At 72.0% G+C, this 17,623-nt stretch carries 14 protein-coding genes and 1 pseudogene; 8 read left to right on the forward strand and 7 right to left on the reverse strand.

Going from position 1 to position 17,623, the window contains the following annotated elements; genetic code table 11:
• Window positions 1–124: 124 nt before the first annotated feature.
• The 5 genes from ACFWIS_RS19840 to ACFWIS_RS19860 are packed head-to-tail and all read left to right on the forward strand — an operon-like array spanning window position 125 to window position 5,808.
• Window positions 125–1,876 (forward strand): ABC transporter substrate-binding protein, encoded by a 1,752-nt coding sequence (locus ACFWIS_RS19840; RefSeq protein WP_380456545.1) that lies wholly within the window; start codon window positions 125–127, stop codon window positions 1,874–1,876.
• 2 nt (window positions 1,877–1,878) lie between these two features.
• A complete protein-coding gene (locus ACFWIS_RS19845) occupies window positions 1,879–2,829 on the forward strand; it encodes an ABC transporter permease (protein WP_380456543.1) in 951 nt (316 codons plus the stop codon).
• On the forward strand, window positions 2,826–3,812 hold the full coding sequence (locus tag ACFWIS_RS19850; RefSeq protein WP_380456541.1) for an ABC transporter permease: 987 nt from the start codon (window positions 2,826–2,828) through the stop codon (window positions 3,810–3,812). The genes ACFWIS_RS19845 and ACFWIS_RS19850 overlap by 4 nt, the downstream gene beginning before the upstream one ends.
• A complete protein-coding gene (locus ACFWIS_RS19855) occupies window positions 3,812–4,819 on the forward strand; it encodes an ABC transporter ATP-binding protein (protein WP_380456539.1) in 1,008 nt (335 codons plus the stop codon). The genes ACFWIS_RS19850 and ACFWIS_RS19855 overlap by 1 nt, the downstream gene beginning before the upstream one ends.
• The gene (locus tag ACFWIS_RS19860; protein WP_380456537.1) at window positions 4,819–5,808 is read left to right on the forward strand and encodes an ABC transporter ATP-binding protein; all 990 of its coding nucleotides are present in this window, start codon (window positions 4,819–4,821) and stop codon (window positions 5,806–5,808) included. The genes ACFWIS_RS19855 and ACFWIS_RS19860 overlap by 1 nt, the downstream gene beginning before the upstream one ends.
• A gap of 101 nt (window positions 5,809–5,909) precedes the next feature.
• On the opposite strand, the gene soxR is transcribed toward ACFWIS_RS19860, so the two are convergent.
• Complete coding sequence (soxR, locus tag ACFWIS_RS19865; RefSeq protein WP_380456535.1) at window positions 5,910–6,371, reverse strand: redox-sensitive transcriptional activator SoxR; 462 nt, start codon at window positions 6,369–6,371, stop codon at window positions 5,910–5,912.
• Between the two features lie 257 nt (window positions 6,372–6,628).
• Window positions 6,629–7,006, reverse strand: coding sequence for a YrdB family protein (locus ACFWIS_RS19870; protein WP_380456533.1), 378 nt, complete (start codon window positions 7,004–7,006; stop codon window positions 6,629–6,631).
• Between the two features lie 200 nt (window positions 7,007–7,206).
• Here ACFWIS_RS19870 and ACFWIS_RS19875 point away from each other — a divergent pair, with 200 nt between their 5' ends.
• Complete coding sequence (locus ACFWIS_RS19875; RefSeq protein ID WP_380456531.1) at window positions 7,207–8,379, forward strand: aminotransferase class V-fold PLP-dependent enzyme; 1,173 nt, start codon at window positions 7,207–7,209, stop codon at window positions 8,377–8,379.
• Here the strand turns inward: ACFWIS_RS19875 and ACFWIS_RS19880 are convergent.
• Together ACFWIS_RS19880 and ACFWIS_RS19885 are read right to left on the reverse strand one after the other, a co-directional pair.
• On the reverse strand, window positions 8,376–8,729 hold the full coding sequence (locus ACFWIS_RS19880; protein WP_380456529.1) for an ArsR/SmtB family transcription factor: 354 nt from the start codon (window positions 8,727–8,729) through the stop codon (window positions 8,376–8,378). The genes ACFWIS_RS19875 and ACFWIS_RS19880 overlap by 4 nt on opposite strands.
• A gap of 63 nt (window positions 8,730–8,792) precedes the next feature.
• Window positions 8,793–9,167 (reverse strand): hypothetical protein, encoded by a 375-nt coding sequence (locus ACFWIS_RS19885; RefSeq protein WP_188309638.1) that lies wholly within the window; start codon window positions 9,165–9,167, stop codon window positions 8,793–8,795.
• Window positions 9,168–9,410: 243 nt separating this feature from the next.
• On the opposite strand from ACFWIS_RS19885, the gene ACFWIS_RS19890 reads away from it, so the two are divergent.
• Window positions 9,411–12,266 (forward strand): DEAD/DEAH box helicase, encoded by a 2,856-nt coding sequence (locus ACFWIS_RS19890; RefSeq protein WP_380456600.1) that lies wholly within the window; start codon window positions 9,411–9,413, stop codon window positions 12,264–12,266.
• Between the two features lie 70 nt (window positions 12,267–12,336).
• Here the strand turns inward: ACFWIS_RS19890 and ACFWIS_RS19895 are convergent, their stop codons facing one another.
• Together ACFWIS_RS19895 and ACFWIS_RS19900 are read right to left on the reverse strand one after the other, a co-directional pair.
• Window positions 12,337–12,711 carry a peptidoglycan-binding protein gene (locus ACFWIS_RS19895; RefSeq protein WP_380456527.1) on the reverse strand — a complete coding sequence of 125 codons (375 nt, stop codon included), beginning with the start codon at window positions 12,709–12,711 and terminating at the stop codon, window positions 12,337–12,339.
• Between the two features lie 106 nt (window positions 12,712–12,817).
• Window positions 12,818–13,312, reverse strand: a pseudogene (locus ACFWIS_RS19900) (5'-3' exonuclease H3TH domain-containing protein); the annotation flags it as partial.
• Between the two features lie 44 nt (window positions 13,313–13,356).
• Here ACFWIS_RS19900 and ACFWIS_RS19905 point away from each other — a divergent pair.
• Window positions 13,357–13,911 carry a hypothetical protein gene (locus ACFWIS_RS19905; protein WP_380456525.1) on the forward strand — a complete coding sequence of 185 codons (555 nt, stop codon included), beginning with the start codon at window positions 13,357–13,359 and terminating at the stop codon, window positions 13,909–13,911.
• Window positions 13,912–14,215: 304 nt separating this feature from the next.
• Here ACFWIS_RS19905 and ACFWIS_RS19910 read toward each other — a convergent pair whose 3' ends face one another.
• The gene (locus ACFWIS_RS19910) at window positions 14,216–16,945 is read right to left on the reverse strand and encodes an AAA family ATPase (RefSeq protein ID WP_380523936.1); all 2,730 of its coding nucleotides are present in this window, start codon (window positions 16,943–16,945) and stop codon (window positions 14,216–14,218) included.
• Window positions 16,946–17,623 lie beyond the last annotated feature (678 nt).

The following is a 17,623-nucleotide window of genomic DNA, read 5'->3' on the forward strand; positions in this document are numbered from 1 at the left end:
GGGTAACGGAGGGCGCCACCTCTTGTGCAGTGCAATTTCACATTACTATGTTACGGGTCACACGGCGGTGCGGCCAGAGCCGGCCCCGCAGACCAAAGCAGGCCCCCCACAGCGGAGTTGCCACATGACCAGGCGCACCCATGCCCTTCTCGCCGCCGCCCTCGCGGCGACCCTCACCCTCGGCCTCGGGGCCTGCAAGAACGACAAGAGCGACAGCGGCGCCGACGCGGCCCCCGGCAGCACCAAGGGGCCGGGCGCCGCGAGCGGCTCGGTCATCGGCGGCACCCCGGTCAAGGGCGGCACGCTCACCGTCCTGACCAACCAGGACTTCGCCCACCTCGACCCGGCCCGCAACTGGACCGTCCCGCACATGGACTTCGGCACCCGGCTGCTCTACCGCACCCTGACCACCTTCAAGGCCGAGCCGGGCGCGGCCGGCAGCGAGATCGTCCCGGACCTCGCCACCGACCTGGGCAAGTCCTCGGACGGCGGCAAGACCTGGACCTTCACGCTCAAGGACGGCCTCAAGTACGAGGACGGCAGCCCGATCCTGGCCGCCGACATCAAGTACAACGTGGAGCGCTCCTTCTCCCCGGACCTCACCGGCGGGCCGGACTACGCGATCCAGTACCTGGCCGGCGGCGAGAAGTACAAGGGCCCGCTCACCGGCGAGCACCTGGCGAGCATCGAGACCCCGGACGCGAAGACGATCGTCTTCCACCTCAAGCGCCCGGTCGCCGAGTTCTCCGACACCGTCACCCTGCCGACCTTCTCCCCGGTGCCGCAGTCCCAGGAGAAGGGCACCCAGTACGACTCCCGGCCGTTCTCCTCCGGCCCGTACAAGATCGAGAGCTACGACCGGGGCAAGCAGCTGGTGCTGGTCCGCAACACCAGCTGGGACCAGGCCACCGACACCGTCCGCAAGGCCTACCCGGACCGGATCGTGGTCACCGAGGGCATCAAGGGCGGCCAGGCGGACGACCGGATCATCGCCAGCGAGGACGCCGACGCCAACGCCATCAACATGCCCTGGATGCAGCACGAGTCGGTCGCCAAGGTGCTTCCCAAGGCGGACGTCAAGGCCCGGATGGCGGCCGAACAGACCGGCTGCACCGACATGCTGTACCTGAACACCGCCAAGGCGCCCTTCGACGACCCGAAGGTGCGCGAGGCGATGATGTGGGCGGTCGACCGCGAGGCCCAGGTGACGGCCTTCGGCGGTCCGGCGATGGCCGACGTGGCGACCTCCTACCTCCCGCCCTCGCTGACCGGCGGGGCCAAGGCGGACCCGCTGAAGATCCCGGCGGCCGGCGATCCGGAGAAGGCCAAGGCCCTGCTCAAGGACGCGGGCAAGACCGACCTGAAGGTCGGGCTGACCGTCTCGCTCGGCGACAAGACCCGGGCCGAGGCGATCCAGCAGTCGCTGGGCAAGGTCGGCGTACAGGTCACCGTCAACACCGTGGACCCGTCCGCCTTCACCGACACCCTCGGCGACACCAAGAACGCTCCCGAGCTGACCATCAACGGCTGGTGCCCGGACTACCCGTCCGCCGCGACCTTCCTGCCGTTCCTGTTCGACGGACGCACCATCAAGGAGAAGGGCAACCAGGGCAACTTCAGCCAGTTCCGGGACCAGGCCACGATGGACGAGATGGACCGGATCGCGGCCATGTCGGACGTCAACGAGGCCAACAAGGCCTGGCAGCAGCTGGACGAGGAACTGCTGAAGAAGGCCCCGGCCGTCCCGCTGATGTGGCAGCGCCGCCCGCTGATGGTCGGCACCAACGTGGCGGGCGCGTTCGGCAGTTCGGGCTACGCCGGGATGATCGACCTGGCCGTGGTCGGCCTCAAGGACCCGGCCAAGGGCAAGGGCTGAGGATGACCGTCACCACTGAACCCGCCGCCGTGGCGGCGGGCCCCGCGGAAGCCGCCGGAGGCGGGCCCTGGCGCCGGGTGGGGCAGCAGCTGTGGGCCCGCGGATCGGCCCGGTTCGGCCTGATCACGGTCGGCGTGCTGGTCCTGGCGGCCGCGCTGGCCGGCCCGCTCAGCTCGCTCGGCGGCTGGTCCCCCGAGGAGTTCGACAAGCGCGCCGTGGACGCCTACCTGGGCGGCATGCCCAGGGGCGACTTCGGCGGCATCAGCACCCGGCACTGGCTGGGCGTCGAGCCGATCACCGGCCGCGACCTGTTCGCCCGGGTGCTGCACGGCGGCCAGGTGTCGCTGCTGATCGCGTTCAGCGCGACCGCGGTCGTCGTGGTCACCGGCACCCTGGCCGGCGTCGCGGCGGGCTACTTCGGCGGCCGGACGGACGCCGTGCTGTCCCGGCTGATGGACCTCACGATGTCCTTCCCCTCGCTGATCTTCATGATCGCGATGATGTCGGTGGCCAAGGACGTCAACCGGATCCTGCTGATCACCCTGGTCATCGGTCTGTTCACCTGGCCCGGCATCGCCCGGGTGGTGCGCGGCCAGACCCTCTCGCTCAAGCACCGCGAGTACGTCGAGGCCGCCCGGGTCGGCGGCGCCCGCTCCTGGCGCATCCTCACCCGGGAGATCCTGCCGAACGTCTCCGGCCCGGTCATCGCGTACACCACGCTGCTGATCCCCGGCATGATCGCCACCGAGGCCGCGCTCAGCTACCTCGGCGTGGGCGTCCGCCCGCCGACCCCGTCCTGGGGGCAGATGATCGCCGAGAGCATCGTCCACTACGAGACCGACCCGACGTACTTCCTCATCCCGACGGCCTTCCTGTTCCTCGCCGTGCTCGCGTTCACCCTGCTCGGGGACGCCCTGCGCGACATCCTCGACCCCCGGGGAGCCCGGTCGTGATCCTCTACCTCGGCCGCCGACTGCTCGGCGTGGCGGGCATCCTGCTCGCCATCTGCGCCATCACCTTCACCATCTTCTACCTGCTGCCCAACGACCCGGCCGCGGCCGCCTGCGGCAAGACCTGCAGCCCCGAGCGGCTCGCCGACGTCAAGGCGGCGATGGGCCTGGACAAGCCGGTCTGGGAGCAGTTCACCGCCTACCTGACCGGGATCTTCGCCGGCCGCGACTACGGCACCGGCCCCAGCGCCGTGCACTGCGGCTTCCCCTGCCTCGGCTACTCCTACGAGTACGGGCTGCCGGTCTGGGACCTCCTCACCGACCGGCTGCCGGTGTCGATCTCGCTGGCCATCGGCGCGGCCGTGCTCTGGCTGATCCTGGGCCTCGGCGCGGGCGTCACCTCGGCGCTGCGCAAGGGCGGCCTCACCGACCGGACCCTGATGGTGCTCTCGGTCGGGGCGGCCTCGCTGCCGGTCTACTTCACCTCGATCATGCTGATCTGGGGCGTGGTCAGGACGGCCGGGCTGCTGCCCTACCCCTCGTACCACGCGTTCACCGAGAACCCCGTGGCCTGGGCGTCCAACCTGCTGCTGCCGTGGATCGCGCTGGCCCTGCTGTACGCGGCCATGTACGCCCGGCAGAGTCGCAACTCGATGATCGAGGCGATGGCCGAGCCGTACATCCGCACCGCCCGCGCCAAGGGGCTGCCGGCCCGCACGGTGACCGTCAAGCACGGGCTGCGCTCCGCGACGACGCCGATCCTGACCATCTTCGGGATGGACCTCGGCGGGCTGCTGGCCGGCGCCGTCATCACCGAGTCGATCTTCGGCCTGCCCGGTGTCGGCCGGCTGTTCTACGACGGACTGGCCCGCTCCGACCAGCCCGTGATCCTCGGCGTCACCCTGCTCGCGGCCTTCTTCATCGTCGCGGCCAACCTGCTGGTCGACGTGCTCTACGCGTACGTCGACCCGAGAGTGAGGTACTGATGACCGGACTGCTGGAGGTCGAGGACCTCGGGGTCTCCTTCGACACCCCGCGCGGCACCGTCCGGGCCGTGGACGGCATCTCCTTCACCGTCGCGGCCGGGCGCACCCTCGGGCTGGTCGGCGAGTCCGGCAGCGGCAAGTCCGTCACCTCGCTGGCCGTCATGGGCCTGCACCGGGGCGCCGCCGTCACCGGCTCGATCCGGCTCGACGGGCAGGAGCTGAACGGCCTGGGGGAGCGGGAGTTGGGCACCGTCCGGGGCCGACGGATCGCGATGGTCTTCCAGGACCCGCTGTCCAGCCTGCACCCCTTCTACACCGTCGGCGAACAGATCGCCGAGCACTACCGGGTGCACTTCCGGGCGGGCCGCAAGGCCGGCCGGGCCAGGGCCGTCGAGATGCTCGCCGAGGTCGGCATCCCGGAACCGGCCCGCCGGGTCGACGAGTACCCGCACCAGTTCTCCGGCGGCATGCGCCAGCGCGTCATGATCGCCATGGCGCTCGCCTGCGAACCCGACCTGCTGATCGCCGACGAGCCCACCACCGCACTGGACGTCACCGTCCAGGCGCAGATCCTCGACCTGATCGCCCGGATCCAGCAGGAGCGCGGTCTCGGCGTCGTGCTGATCACCCACGACCTGGGGGTGGTCGCCCGGGTCGCCCACGAGGTGCTGGTCATGTACGGCGGCCGGGCGGCCGAACAGGCCCCGGTGGAACGGCTGTTCGCCGCACCGGCGCACCCGTACACCCGCGGCCTGCTGGACTCGCTGCCGCGCCTGGACGACACCGACGACGCCCCGCTGCGGGCCATCCCCGGCAGCCCGCCCTCGCTGCTCGTCCCCGCCCCCGGCTGTTCCTTCGCCCCGCGCTGCGCCCGCACCGGCGCGGCGCCGGCCGAGGAGCACGCCCGCTGCCTGGCCGAGCGCCCCTCGCTCGGCCCGCTCGGTCCGGCCACGGCCGGTCACCGGGCCGCCTGCCACCTGCCACTGGTGCCGGAAGGAGCCGTCTGATGGCGGAACCACTGCTGTCCGTAAGGGACTTGGTGAAGACCTTCGCCGGGCGGCGCAGCCGTACCGGCCGGCCCGGGGCGCCGGTTCGGGCGGTGGACGGGGTGAGCTTCGACCTCGGCGCGGGCGAGACCCTGGGCCTGGTCGGCGAGTCCGGCTGCGGCAAGTCCACCACCGGACGGATGATCGTCCGGCTGCTCGACCCCACCTCGGGCACCGTCACCTTCGACGGCACCGAGATCGGCGGCCTCTCCCAGGCCCGGCTGCGGCCGCACCGGCGGCACCTGCAGATGGTCTTCCAGGACCCGTACTCCTCGCTCAACCCCCGGCAGACGGTGGCCCGGATCATCTCCGAGCCGCTGCTGGTGCAGGGCGCGTCCGCCGCGGCGGCGCGCGGCCGGGCGGCCGAGCTGATGGAGCTGGTCGGGCTGATCCCCGAGCACCTCGACCGCTACCCGCACGAGTTCTCCGGCGGCCAGGCGCAGCGCATCGGGATCGCCCGGTCGCTGGCCACCTCGCCGAAGCTGGTGATCGCGGACGAGCCGGTCTCCGCGCTCGACGTCTCCGTCCAGGCCCAAGTGGTCAACCTGATGGAGCAGTTGCAGCGGGAGCTGGGCCTGGCGTACGTGTTCATCGCGCACGACCTCTCGGTGGTCAAGCGGGTCTGCGACCGGGTCGCGGTGATGTACCTGGGCCGGATCGTGGAGATCGGCGACAAGGCCGAGGTGTACGGCAGCCCGGCGCACCCGTACACCCGGGCGCTGCTGTCCGCGGTCCCGCTCCCGGACCCGGCGGCCGAGCGGGCCCGGGAGCGGATCGTGCTGCTCGGCGACCCGCCGAGCCCGGCCGACCCGCCCACCGGCTGCGGCTTCCACCCGCGCTGCCCCAAGGCGCAGGCGCGCTGCCGGACGGAGCGGCCGCTGCTGGAGGTGGTCGGCACCGGCGGGCGGCAGGCGGCCTGCCACTTCCCGGCCCAGGAGTCCTCCGGCTGATCCCGCCGGTCGCACCACGAGCCCCCGGTCGGGCGCAGCGGGGAACCTCACGAGGGCCGCGTCCGACCGGGTACCACCGCTGCTGCTCCGCTCCTGTTCCGCTACTGCTCCTCGGCGGGCAGCAGCAGCCGGGGCCCGGGGCCCTCGGTGGCGAGTTCGTCGCCCGGGTTGAGTACCCGGCAACGGCGCAGCGACACGCAGCCGCAGCCGATGCATCCGGTGAGTTCGTCCTCCAGGTGCTCCAACTCCATCCGGCGGGCGCGTAGTTGCTCGGCCCAGCGGCGGGAGATCCGCTCCCAGTCGTGCTTGCCCGGCATCCGGTCCTCGGGCAGGCCGGTGAACACCTCGGCGACCTCGGAGAGCGGGATGCCGAGCCGTTTGGCGACCAGGATGAGCGAGATCCGGCGCAGCACGTGCCGCCGGTAGCGGCGCTGGTTGCCCGCCGAGCGCTCGGAGGAGATCAGGCCCTGCTCCTCGTAGAAGCGCACCGCGGAGGTGGCGATCCCGGCGCGCCGGGCCACCTCGCCGACGCTGAGCAGGTCGACGGGTGCGGTTCCGGCCACGGCCACCACTCCTTGACTTCAAGCTCTGTTGAAGTTCTAGCTTATCGGACGTGACCGGATCCTCCGCCGTCGAACCGCCATGACCGTTGCCGGTCAGCCCAGTTGCCCACCGCAGGCGCCGACCGGCCCGATCCCGCCGCCGGCCACGAACAGCGCCGCCGCCCACACCGCCACCCGTGCAGAAGAGTTCGCGCCACCCGCCCGAGGCCCCGGACCCCTTTTCGTCGAGGGGTCCGGGGCCTTCGGTCCGCCCGGGGTCAGCGCGTGGTGTACTCCACCGTCACGCTGATCACGACCAGCACCGCGTAGACCACCGCCAGGGTGGTCCGCCCGCCGGCGTGCAGCGCGAGCGCCCCGGTGAGCAGGGCGAGCAGCTTGAGCGCGATCTCCACGCCGAGCGGCTGGCGGAACCTCGGCCCGCCGGCGGCCAGGAACAGGCCCCAGAAGGTGGCCGCCAAGGCCGGGGCGCCGAGGCCCAGCAGCAGTCGGGTGGCCAGGCTGGAGCCGGTCTTGAACCCCCAGTAGCAGAGCGAGGCGAGCAGGGCGAGCTCCAGCCCGAAGGCCAGCCCCGCGTTGGTCGCGGTCAGCGGGGTCCACTGCCGTTGGCCGACCGGTCCCGGTCTTGCGATCTTCATCCCGTGCTCTCCCCGTTCGCGGTGCCGCCCGGGGCCGGGCGGCGGTCACGCGGAGTGTCCCAGTCGGGGGCCCGGGAACTCAACGGATCGGCCCGAAGCCGTGTACGGGACGGGGGTCGAACCGTAGCCTGGCTATGAAATGTCACACATCACCAGCGCCATCAGCCATCACCATCACCATCACGAGAGGGAGTACCGCCGTGGTCGATGACCTGAGCACCGCCGAACCCCCGGTCCCACTGCCCGCCGCCGAGGGCCTGTTCAGCGTCTCGCCGCAGGCCGCGCACCTCAACCACGGCTCGTACGGCGCCGTGCCGCTGCCGGTGCAGCGGGTGCAGGAGGCGCTGCGGACCGAACAGGAGCTGGACCCGGACCTCTTCTTCGCCGACCTGCCCGCCCGGATTGCCGGGGCCCGCGAACGGATCGCCGCCGAGCTGGCCACCGACCCGGACCGGCTGGCGCTGGTCGCCAACGTGACCGAGGCGGTGGCGATCGCCCTGGACAGCATCCCGTTCGCCCCCGGTGACCGGGTCCTGGTCACCGACCACGGCTACGGCGCCGTCACCGAGGCCGTCGCCCGCCGGGCAGCCGAGACCGGCGCCGAACTGGTGGTGGCCGAGGTGCCGCTGGACGCCCCGGACGAGCGGGCCGTCCGGGAGGCGGTGCTCGCGGCCGTGGACGGGCGCACCACCGTCGCCGTCCTGGACCGGATCACCTCGCTCACCGCCCGGACCGTGGCCTCCCCGGAGCTGGTCGCCGAGCTGCGCGGGCGCGGGGTGACCACCCTGGTGGACGGCGCCCACGCGCCCGGCATGCTGGCCGACCCGGTCGACCCCGACGCCGACTTCTGGTTCGGCAACCTGCACAAGTGGGCCTTCGCCCCGCGCGCTACCGGCGTGCTGTCCGTCCGCCCCGAGTGGACGGCCCGGATACGCCCGCTCGCGCTGTCCTGGGAGCACCACCGGGGCTTCCCGGCCAACGTCGAGTGGCGCGGCACCGGCGACTACACCCCGTGGCTGGCCGCCCCGGCCGGCTTCGAGCTGCTGCGCGAGCTGGGCCACCGGGCGGTCGCCGCGCACAATGCCGCGCTCGCCGCGTACGGCCAGCGGGTGCTGGTGGAGCGGGTGGGCCTGCGGCCGCTGCCCGCGACGCCCGGAGTGTGGATGCGCACCGTACGGCTGCCGGAGGGCCGGGCCGACTCCGACACGTCGTCCCGCGCGCTGGTGGCCGAGCTGTGGCGGCGGCACCGCGTCCGGGTCGCGGTCCGGCCGGGGCCCGACGGCGGGGTGCTGCGGGTCAGCGGCCAGCTGTACAACCGGGCGGCGGACTACGAGCGGCTGGCGGAGGGGCTGGTGGAGCTGCTGAAGGACTAGGCTCCGTCCGGCGGACCGTGGTCGCCAGCCGCGCGCAGCTCTGCGAGCAGCCCGTCCCGGTCGGCGAGCAGCCCGGTGAGGATCCGCCGGGCTGCTCGCAGCAGGTCGGCGACGTCGCCGCCGGCCAGCGCGTAGACCACCGTGCTGCCGTCCCGGGTGGCGGTGACGATGCCGGACCGGCGCAGCACCGCGAGCTGCTGGGACAGGCTGGAGGGCTCGACCTCCAGCTCGGCGAGCAGGCAGCGGACGGGTGTCGGTCCGGCCTGGAGCAGCTCCAGCACCCGGATCCGGACGGGATGGCCGAGCATCCGGAAGAACTCGGCCTTGGCCTGGTAGACGGCTACCGTCACGCGGCCCCCCTTTCCTGTGTCGTCCCCGTGTCGGTCCCCGTGGCGTCCCCCGTGGTGGTGGGCTCAGATCTCCAGCGAGAGCTCGATCTGCTTGAGCCGGTGGCGGGCCATCGCCAGGTTGGACCGGTTGCGGTGGAGCACCAGGAAGAGGAACAGCCCGCGCCCGCTGGGCGTCGTGATCGGCCGGACCATGTGGTACTGGTGGGTCAGCGTGATCAGGATGTCCTCGATCTCGTTGTCGAGCAGGTTGAGCGCTTCCATCGCCCGCATCTTGGCGCGGACCACGTCGGTGTTCCCGGCCGCGGCGACGTTGAGGTCCAACTCGCCGCCGTCGCCGAGGGTGCCGAGGGCCATGCCGCTGCCGTAGTCGACCAGGGCGACGCCGATCGCGCCGTCGATCGACATGGCGTCCTTGAGGGACGTCTCCAGGTTCGCCATCGTGGCGGTCCTCCCGTGAGTTGGTGGCTGTGGCTCCCGAAGGTAGGCAGCAACTCCCGCACTCCACCGCGGATGACCGCAGACGTCCGGATCTGATCCACTCCTGATCACTTGAAGACATTTGCAACTATGGATGTGGGAGAGGAGTGATCTCCTCGCGCGGAAAACGGTGCTATCGATGTCACTCCACCCGGGTAACCTCTCGCTGAGATGCGAGATCACACCAACCACACCCGGACGGCGATGAACACCCCCGATCCAGAGCCCCAGGACGACCAGGAGCTCAGCCCCGCCGAGGCGTACGCGGCCAGCCGTCGCCGGGCCCAGGAGCAGGCCACCGCCCTGTACGGCTTCCAGCAGCTCTACGACTTCCCGCTGGACGACTTCCAGCTGGAGGCCTGCGAGACGCTGGAGGCCGGCTCAGGGGTCCTGGTCGCCGCCCCCACCGGCTCCGGGAAGACCATCGTCGGCGAGTTCGCCGTGCACCTGGCCCTCCAGGCCGGCCGAAAGTGCTTCTACACCACGCCGATCAAGGCGCTCTCCAACCAGAAGTACGGGGACCTGGTCAAGCGCTACGGTGCCGCCAAGGTCGGCCTGCTCACCGGCGACAACACCGTCAACGGCGACGCCCCCGTGGTGGTCATGACCACCGAGGTGCTGCGCAACATGCTCTACGCGGGCTCCAGCACCCTCGACGGGCTCGGCTACGTCGTCATGGACGAGGTGCACTACCTCGCCGACCGCTTCCGCGGCGCCGTCTGGGAGGAGGTCATCATCCACCTCCCCGAGTCGGTCACCCTCGTCTCGCTCTCCGCGACCGTCTCCAACGCCGAGGAGTTCGGCGACTGGCTGGACACCGTCCGCGGCGGCACCAAGGTCATCGTCTCCGAGACCCGCCCGGTGCCGCTGTGGCAGCACGTGATGGCCGGCAACCGGATGTACGACCTGTTCGCCGACCCCGACCGGGACGGCCGCCCCAAGGCGGGTCCGCGCCACCCCGGCAAGCTGGTCAACCCCGAACTCGTCCGGCTCGCCCGCTCCGAGCTCGACCGCAACCCGCGCGACCGCTTCGGCCGCGGCCGGGGCCGCTCCATGCCCAACGGCCGCCCCGGCCGGGTCTGGACCCCGGGCCGGGTCGACGTCATCGACCGCCTCGACGCCGAGGGCCTGCTGCCCGCGATCACCTTCATCTTCAGCCGGGCCGGCTGCGAGGCCGCCGTCCAGCAGTGCCTCAGCTCCGGGCTGCGGCTCAACAAGGACTCCGACCGCGCCCTGGTCCGGGCCGTCGTCGAGGAGCGCTGCGCCGACATCCCCGACGAGGACCTGCACGTCCTCGGCTACTTCGAGTGGTTGGACGGGCTGGAGCGCGGCATCGCCGCCCACCACGCCGGGATGCTGCCCCGGTTCAAGGAGGTCGTCGAGGAGCTCTTCGTGAAGGGCCTGGTCAAGGCCGTCTTCGCGACCGAGACCCTGGCGCTCGGCATCAACATGCCCGCCCGCTCGGTGGTCATGGAGAAGCTGGTCAAGTGGAACGGCGAGACCCACGCCGACATCACCCCCGGCGAGTACACCCAGCTCACCGGCCGGGCCGGGCGGCGCGGCATCGACGTCGAGGGCCACGCCGTGGTGCTCTGGCAGCGCGGCCTCGACCCGGAGGCGCTGGCCGGCCTGGCCGGCACCCGTACGTACCCGCTGAAGTCCTCGTTCCGACCCTCGTACAACATGGCCGTCAACCTGGTCTCCCAGTTCGGCCGGCACCGCTCCCGCGAACTGCTGGAGACCTCCTTCGCCCAGTTCCAGGCGGACCGCTCGGTCGTCGGCATCGCCCGCCAGGTGCAGCGCAACGAGGAGGGGCTGGACGGCTACCGCGAGTCGATGACCTGCCACCTCGGCGATTTCGACGAGTACATGGAGCTGCGCCGCCGGCTCAAGGACCGCGAGAACGAACTGGCCCGCGAGGGCACCAGCCAGCGCCGCGCCGCAGCCGTCGAGTCCATCGAGCAGCTCAAGCCGGGCGACGTCATCCACGTCCCCACCGGCAAGTTCGCCGGCCTCGCCCTGGTCCTCGACCCGGGCCTGCCGCCGGTCAGCCGCTCCGGCCGGGGCGGCCCGCGCCACCCCGACTACCAGGACGGCCCGCGCCCGGTGGTGCTCACCGCCGAACGGCAGGTCAAGCGGCTCGCGATGATCGACTTCCCGTACCCCGTCGTCGCCGTCGAGCGGGTGCGCATCCCCAAGTCCTTCAACCCGCGCAGCCCCCAGTCCCGCCGCGACCTCGCCTCCGCCCTGCGCACCAAGGCCGGCCACCTCGAACCCGAGCGGTTCCGGCGCGGCCGCGCGGCCGCCGCCGACGACCCGGAGATCACCCGGCTGCGCACCGAACTGCGCCAGCACCCGTGCCACGGCTGCTCCGACCGCGAGGACCACGCCCGCTGGGCCGAGCGCTACCACCGGCTGCACCGCGACACCGAACTGCTCGAACGCCGGATGCGCTCCCGCACCCACACCATCGCCCGCACCTTCGACCGGGTCTGCGGCCTGCTCACCGACCTGGGCTACCTCCAGGGCGACACCGTCACCGACGACGGCAAGCGGCTCGGCCGGCTCTACGGCGAACTCGACCTGCTCGCCTCCGAGTGCATCCGCGAGGGCGTCTGGAGCGGCCTCGCCGCCGCCGAACTCGCCGCTTGCGCTTCGGCGTTGGTCTACGAGTCGCGCCAGTCCGACGACGCCGGCGCGCCCCGGGTGCCGGAGGGCGCGGCCAAGGAGGCACTCGGCAAGATGGTCCGGATCTGGGGCCATCTGGACGCCCTGGAGGAGCAGCACCGGATCAACACCGCCGAGGGCGTCGGCCAGCGCGAACCCGACCTCGGCTTCGCCTGGGCCGCCTACCGCTGGGCCCTCGGCCACAGCCTCGACCAGGTCCTGCGCGACGCCGACATGCCGGCCGGCGACTTCGTCCGCTGGACCAAGCAGCTGATCGACGTCCTCGGCCAGATCCAGGACGCGGCCGGCGGGGACGCCGAACTCCGCAAGACCGCCCGCAAGGCCGTCGACGGCCTGCGCCGCGGCATCATCGCCTACTCCTCGGTGGGCTGAGCCGGGTACCCGAAGGGGCCCGCACGTTCGAAGCGAACGTGCGGGCCCCTGTCGTGCTGTGCGCCGGCCCCTACTTGAGCGTGGGCAGGTAGGAGTAGCAGCCGTAGTAGTCCTTGGTCGCCTCGATCATGACGTCGCCCGTCCTCGGGCCGACGACGCCGTCAGGGTCCAGGTGCGCCCACTTCTGGAGGGCGACGACCGCCCCGTAGGTGTCCGGTCCGAACGCGCCGTCCACCGTGACCGTGTGGTAACCGGTCTGGTACTGCAGGCTGTTGGATATCAGCTGGACACACTTGACGCTGGCGTAGGTGTTGCTCTTGCCGTAGCCGACCCACAGCGAGCCGGAGTTGGGCACGGCCTGGGCCGTACCCGCGACCCCGACCGTGGCCAGGGCGGCGGCCGCGAGCACGAACGCGCCGCGTCGCTTGATGGAGATGCTGTTCAAGGGGACCCCCGAGTTCGGAACAGAACTGATCATCAGTTCCCCGAACTATACGGCCGCCCACCGACAGGCCGCCGGGGGGCCGGCGACCGACCGGCGGGGAGTGGGGTCAGCGGGTGGCGAGGGCCTCCAGGACGCGGTCCAGGGAGGTGCCGAGGCCCCAGCGGGTGGCGAGGTGTTCGAGGGTCATCGGGTCGAGGGGCTCGTGGGGGAGGGCCGGGTCGAACGCGGGGAGGGGGGCGTCGTCGGCGACGCGGACGACCCTGGGGGCCACGTCCAGGTAGGCGGCGCCCTCGACGATGTTGCGGCGGCGGGCCGGGGTGAGTCCGGAGCCGAGGTCGAGGGCGGCGGCGCGGATGGCGGGGAGGTCGCCGTACTCGTTGATCAGCTGGGCGGCGGTCTTCTCGCCGACGCCCTTGACGCCGGGCAGGCCGTCGGACGGGTCGCCGCGCAGGGCCGCCATGTCGGCGTACTGGGCGCCGCGCACGCCGTACTTCTCCAGCAGCAGCGCGTCGTCGGTGACCTGGAGGTTGCCCATCCCCTTGACCGGGTAGAGCACGGTGATCTGCCGTGCGTCGTCGACGAGTTGGAAGAGATCGCGGTCGCGGGAAGCAGAAGTTTCCCAACACACGAAACCGGGTCTGACCTGTGAGGATTCTCCAGCCCGCCGGCCCCTACGTCGAGGAAGGCCGCACCGGCCACCACGCCTACTGGACAGCCGCCGAAGCCGCCATCGCCGCCCGCCGCATCGCCACCTCGAACGCCCCGGCGACCGTCCCTACGGACAGCGACCAGCAGGCCCTCCGCCGACTCGCCGCCGACGTCTACCGCACGCTGCCCGCGACGGACCAGGCCGAGATCCTGCACACCGTCTCCGGCCGAACGGAGGCCACCTGGCTCGCCGGCCGCCCGTACGTGGACGACGCTGCCCTCGCCCAGCCCGGCACCGCCGAGGACGTCATCACGGTGCTCGCCGAACGCCGCCGAGCCGGCCGCCAAGCCGAGCGCCAAGCCCACCGCGACCAGCTCCAGCAGCGGGGTGGACAGCCAATCCGCAGTGCCCGGCCGGTGGCGAACCGCCAGATCGAGCCATCCGATCAGCGCCAGAACCGGGGCCCTGCCCAGCACCAGGCCTCCCCGTCGATGGTTCAGCCACTTCCTCCAGAGGTTCGCCAGGGCCAGCAGGGTCCGCGTCTTCGGTGAGCCGAGCGTTCGGGGTGGAAGGGGTCCCACTGCTGGCGACCAGGTGACCGTGACCGCGTGGTTGGCTGGTGCCGTCGGATGCTGCTGCGCGTCCTGCCGGATGAGGTGAGGCCAACCCCTGCGGCGGCGACCTCGTCGGCATCAACGGGCAGCAGACTGCACGGTGGTGCGGACCCAGGGAGGGTCATCACCAGCTCGCAGCCGACGTCTACCGTTCCTTCGGCGCACTTGCCAGCCGCGTCGACTCGACGTTGCCCGTGACGTATGCGGTCTTCCTATCGCGGGGGCATCCGGGGGTTTCTGATTACGTGTCGGTAGTTCGGTCCTTCGCAGGGGCTATGGCGTTAGCGAGCTGGACGCGTGAGCGCAGGCCTAGTTTGCGGTAGACGCGGGTGAGGGTCGCTTCGACGGTCTTCTCGCTGACGGTGAGGGCGGCGGCGATGTCGCGGTTGGTCACACCCGCTGCGGCGAGTTCGGCGCAGCGCTGTTCGGCGCGAGTGAGGCGGGGGTGGCTCTCGCCGTCCGGGGTGCTGTCGAGTCGGTGGAGGAGGTGGGTGGCCGTCTCGGCCCAGGGGTGGGCCTGGTGGGCGGTGAAGAGGTCGGCGGCGTCGCGTGCGGCGGTGCGGGCGCTGGAGCGGCGGCGGGCGCGCCGTTCGGTGTGGCTGAGTGCCAGGAGGGTCCTGCCGCGTTCAACGGGCAGGTGGTGCAGGCGGTCGGCGGCGTCGGTGAGGCGGCGTGCGGCGGTGTCGTAGTGGCCGAGGGCGGCGTCGAGGAGGGCCTGGGCGCGTTCGAGCGGGGGCAGGACCGAATGTCTGCCGAGGTCGGTGGCGGTGCGGCGGGTGGCGGTGAGCAGGTCCTGGGCCTGGTCGAGGCGGCCCAGCGCGATGTGGGCTTCGGCGAGGTCGGCGTGCCAGCGCAGGACGGACGGGTCCCGGACCTGCTGCCGCGCCTCGAGGTCGCGGACCTCTTCCAGGGCCTCCGCCGCTTCCTTCGGGCGGCCGGCGGCTAGCAGGAGGTGCCCGAGGACGAAGAGGTTGCGGGAGAGGTAGACCCGGTTGTCCTCCTGGCGGCAGGTGTCGGCTCCGCGGCGGGCGTGGGCCAGGGCGAGGTCGGTTCGCGCGCCGGTGCCTTCGGCGAGGGCGGAGGTGTAGCAGGCCGGCGCGGGTGACAGGTCGGCCCGCTCGGTCAGGGTTCGGGCGCGGTCGGCGTACTCGAGGGCCCGGGCGCAGCGGCCGGCGCGGATCTCCACCTCGGCGAGGCTGCGCAGGATGTCCACGGTGGCTTCCGGGTCGCCAGCGCGTTGGGCCTGGATCAGCAGGGGCACCAGCGCGGTTCGCGCCTCGGCCAGGCGGTCGTCGAAGAAGGCGTGGCGGGCGGCGAGGTGTTCGGGGGTGGCGTTCGTGGCGACGGGCGCGGTGCGCGGCTGGGACAGGGCGCGACCGAGGGTGGCCTCGGCCTGCGGGCTGCCGAGGATCCGCTGGATGCGCGCCTGCATGGTCAGCGCCATGGCGGTGCTGGTAGCGTCTCCGGCTGCTTCGGCGAGGGCGGCGGCCTGAGCTGCCAGGGTCGCGGCCTTCTGGGGGGCGCCTTCTTTGACGTTGGCCCAGACGGCCTGGCGGATGAGGACCTGGGCGGTCAGTTCGGGCAGGCCGGCTGCCTCGTGGAGGGCGCCGGCGAACAGCTCGTCCGCGTCGCCCAGGTGCTGCCCGTCGGCGTCGGCCAGGGCCAGGAGGGCGTCGACCCGATGGGCGGGGCTGCTGTCATTGAGGAGCAGGAGGCGGGCGGCAGCCCGGCCACGGGAGAGGTCGCCCCCGTGTGCGGCGTCGCGCACGGCGTGCACCGCCCGTTCGGTGAGCAGGCCGGTGTTCTCCCGCGGTGTGCGTTCGGCGGCCAGCAGGGAGAGTTCGGCAGCCAGGGCGTGCTCCCCCCGCAGCCTGGCGTGACCGGCGGCGTCGGCGGCGTGCCGGGCCGCACGGGGGTCGTCCGTGTCGGCGGCGAGCGCGTGGTGGCGGTCGCGGCGAATCTCGTCGTGGCTGGCCTGGGCCAGGCGGGCGTGCAGGAGCCGGCGGGCGGTGGTCGACAGCCGGGCCGTGAGTTCGGTGCCAATGGCACGGGCAGTGAACCGCACCTGCCCGCCGGGCTGTTCGACGTGGACCAGGCCGGCTGCCTCTGCCTCGGCGAGCAGGTTCGTGACTGGTGGACCTGCGAGCCGGTTCAGCAGCGCGAGGTCGGGCCGGTCGTCCAGCGCGGCGGCCGTCAGCAGCTCCCGTGCCTGAGCGGAGACCTCTTCCAGCCACTCGCCCACCAGTCGACGGGCGTCGGTCACGAGGAAGTGCCCGTCCTCGCCGGCCTGGTCCGCGGGTGGGCGTGGGGATTCAGCCAGGGCCAGGGCGAGGGCCGGGTTTCCGCCGCTGTCGGCGTGAATCCGCAGTACATCGCGGGGGGCGAACCGGTACGCCGACAGAAGTAGCTCGACCTGACCGAACGTCAGGGCCGGTGCGCGCACCGCGTACGCGTTCTCCCCGCACCAGTGGCCCCCCGCCCCCGGGCGCCGCGCGCGCTCGGCCACGATGACGGGTAGGTCGGGGGCGAGCCGCAGGGCCCAGCCCAGGACGGCTTCGCTGGCTGGGTCCAGCCACTGGGCGTTGTCCACCACCAGAGCGAACGGAGGTGCATCTCTCAGCAGGGCGGCGGTGCGCCGGCGCATTCGCAGGGCCGACGCCGCGTGATGCGGGGAGCCCGGCTCTGCGGCGGCCCCGTCCAGTCCGGTCGCGAGTTCCCGTGCCGCCGGCAGCGGTTGGAGAACCAGGGCGAGTTCGAGCAGGCCGCTGTATGGGACCTGCGCGTCCTGGGGGCCCGGCGCCAGCCGCAGCACGGGCATCGCCAGTTGCTTGGCCAGAGCCTCGGCCGCGGTGGTTTTTCCGATCCCGGGTGGGCCGAACAGCACCACCCGGCGTGCGCGGTCAGGGTCGCCCGCCACCACGGGCAACGCAAGACCGACCTGCGCGTTCACCACGTTCATGAAGTCCGGCATCGGGCCATGGTGCGCCCACGGCATCCCTGTGCGCCAGAGCAAGGGGTTTCCCTGATGTCGGGGGGCGCTGTCTTCCCTAGCATGGTCGCCGCACCCGGTCCGCACGGACCCGGGGGCTCTGGACGAGGTCCGACTCCCGGGAACGGGACGACTTCGCGTGCGTCTTCCGGGCACGTGGAGCGTCGGTGCGCCTGCCGCTGAAGGCCCCCGTCCGGGACGCCTTTCGAGTCGGCTCGATATCCAGCGGTCCGGCGAGTACCGGCCGTGAGGCGTCGTTTCCCTATATTCGTAAGCCCTTTTCAGGGCGCCGCCCGGATCTCTTTCGACTGTTCTTTCTCCTGATTTCCTGGCTTGGTTCCGACAGCCTGTCAGGCTGGCACCAGGGGGGCATTTGTTAACGTCAAATTTCTCCGAACGATCATGTTGACGGCCTTTCAGCGCCTCTGCTTTGCTCTCTCTGGGAGGCGGCGGACCGAACCCCCACCGGTAACGCCCCATCAGTGCCGTTGCTGTGCAAAGGCCATCCGGAATGCAGCGCCAGTCATTCAATGCGGCGTGCGCTTTTCCGGAGCTCGTCCGCCGCTGCCCTTATCCGTACAGAGGATCGTCCGTGCGCCTGCCGGCGTCCGGACAGCCTGACCAGAGAGGCACCCTGGATCATGGGTAGTACCCCCACGC

Origin of the sequence: Kitasatospora sp. NPDC127060, from assembly GCF_042724935.1 — a bacterium.
In the GTDB taxonomy this organism is placed as follows: domain Bacteria; phylum Actinomycetota; class Actinomycetes; order Streptomycetales; family Streptomycetaceae; genus Kitasatospora.

Bases quoted from the DNA above. Each gene is read 5' to 3' on its own strand.
- ACFWIS_RS19840 (WP_380456545.1), top strand. From the start codon at position 125: ATGACCAGGCGCACCCATGCCCTTCTCGCCGCCGCCCTCGCGGCGACC.
- ACFWIS_RS19890 (WP_380456600.1), top strand. From the start codon at position 9,411: ATGAACACCCCCGATCCAGAGCCCCAGGACGACCAGGAGCTCAGCCCC.
- ACFWIS_RS19910 (WP_380523936.1), bottom strand. From the start codon at position 16,945: ATGCCGGACTTCATGAACGTGGTGAACGCGCAGGTCGGTCTTGCGTTG.
- ACFWIS_RS19860 (WP_380456537.1), top strand. From the start codon at position 4,819: ATGGCGGAACCACTGCTGTCCGTAAGGGACTTGGTGAAGACCTTCGCC.
- ACFWIS_RS19885 (WP_188309638.1), bottom strand. From the start codon at position 9,167: ATGGCGAACCTGGAGACGTCCCTCAAGGACGCCATGTCGATCGACGGC.
- ACFWIS_RS19845 (WP_380456543.1), top strand. From the start codon at position 1,879: ATGACCGTCACCACTGAACCCGCCGCCGTGGCGGCGGGCCCCGCGGAA.
- ACFWIS_RS19855 (WP_380456539.1), top strand. From the start codon at position 3,812: ATGACCGGACTGCTGGAGGTCGAGGACCTCGGGGTCTCCTTCGACACC.
- ACFWIS_RS19870 (WP_380456533.1), bottom strand. From the start codon at position 7,006: ATGAAGATCGCAAGACCGGGACCGGTCGGCCAACGGCAGTGGACCCCG.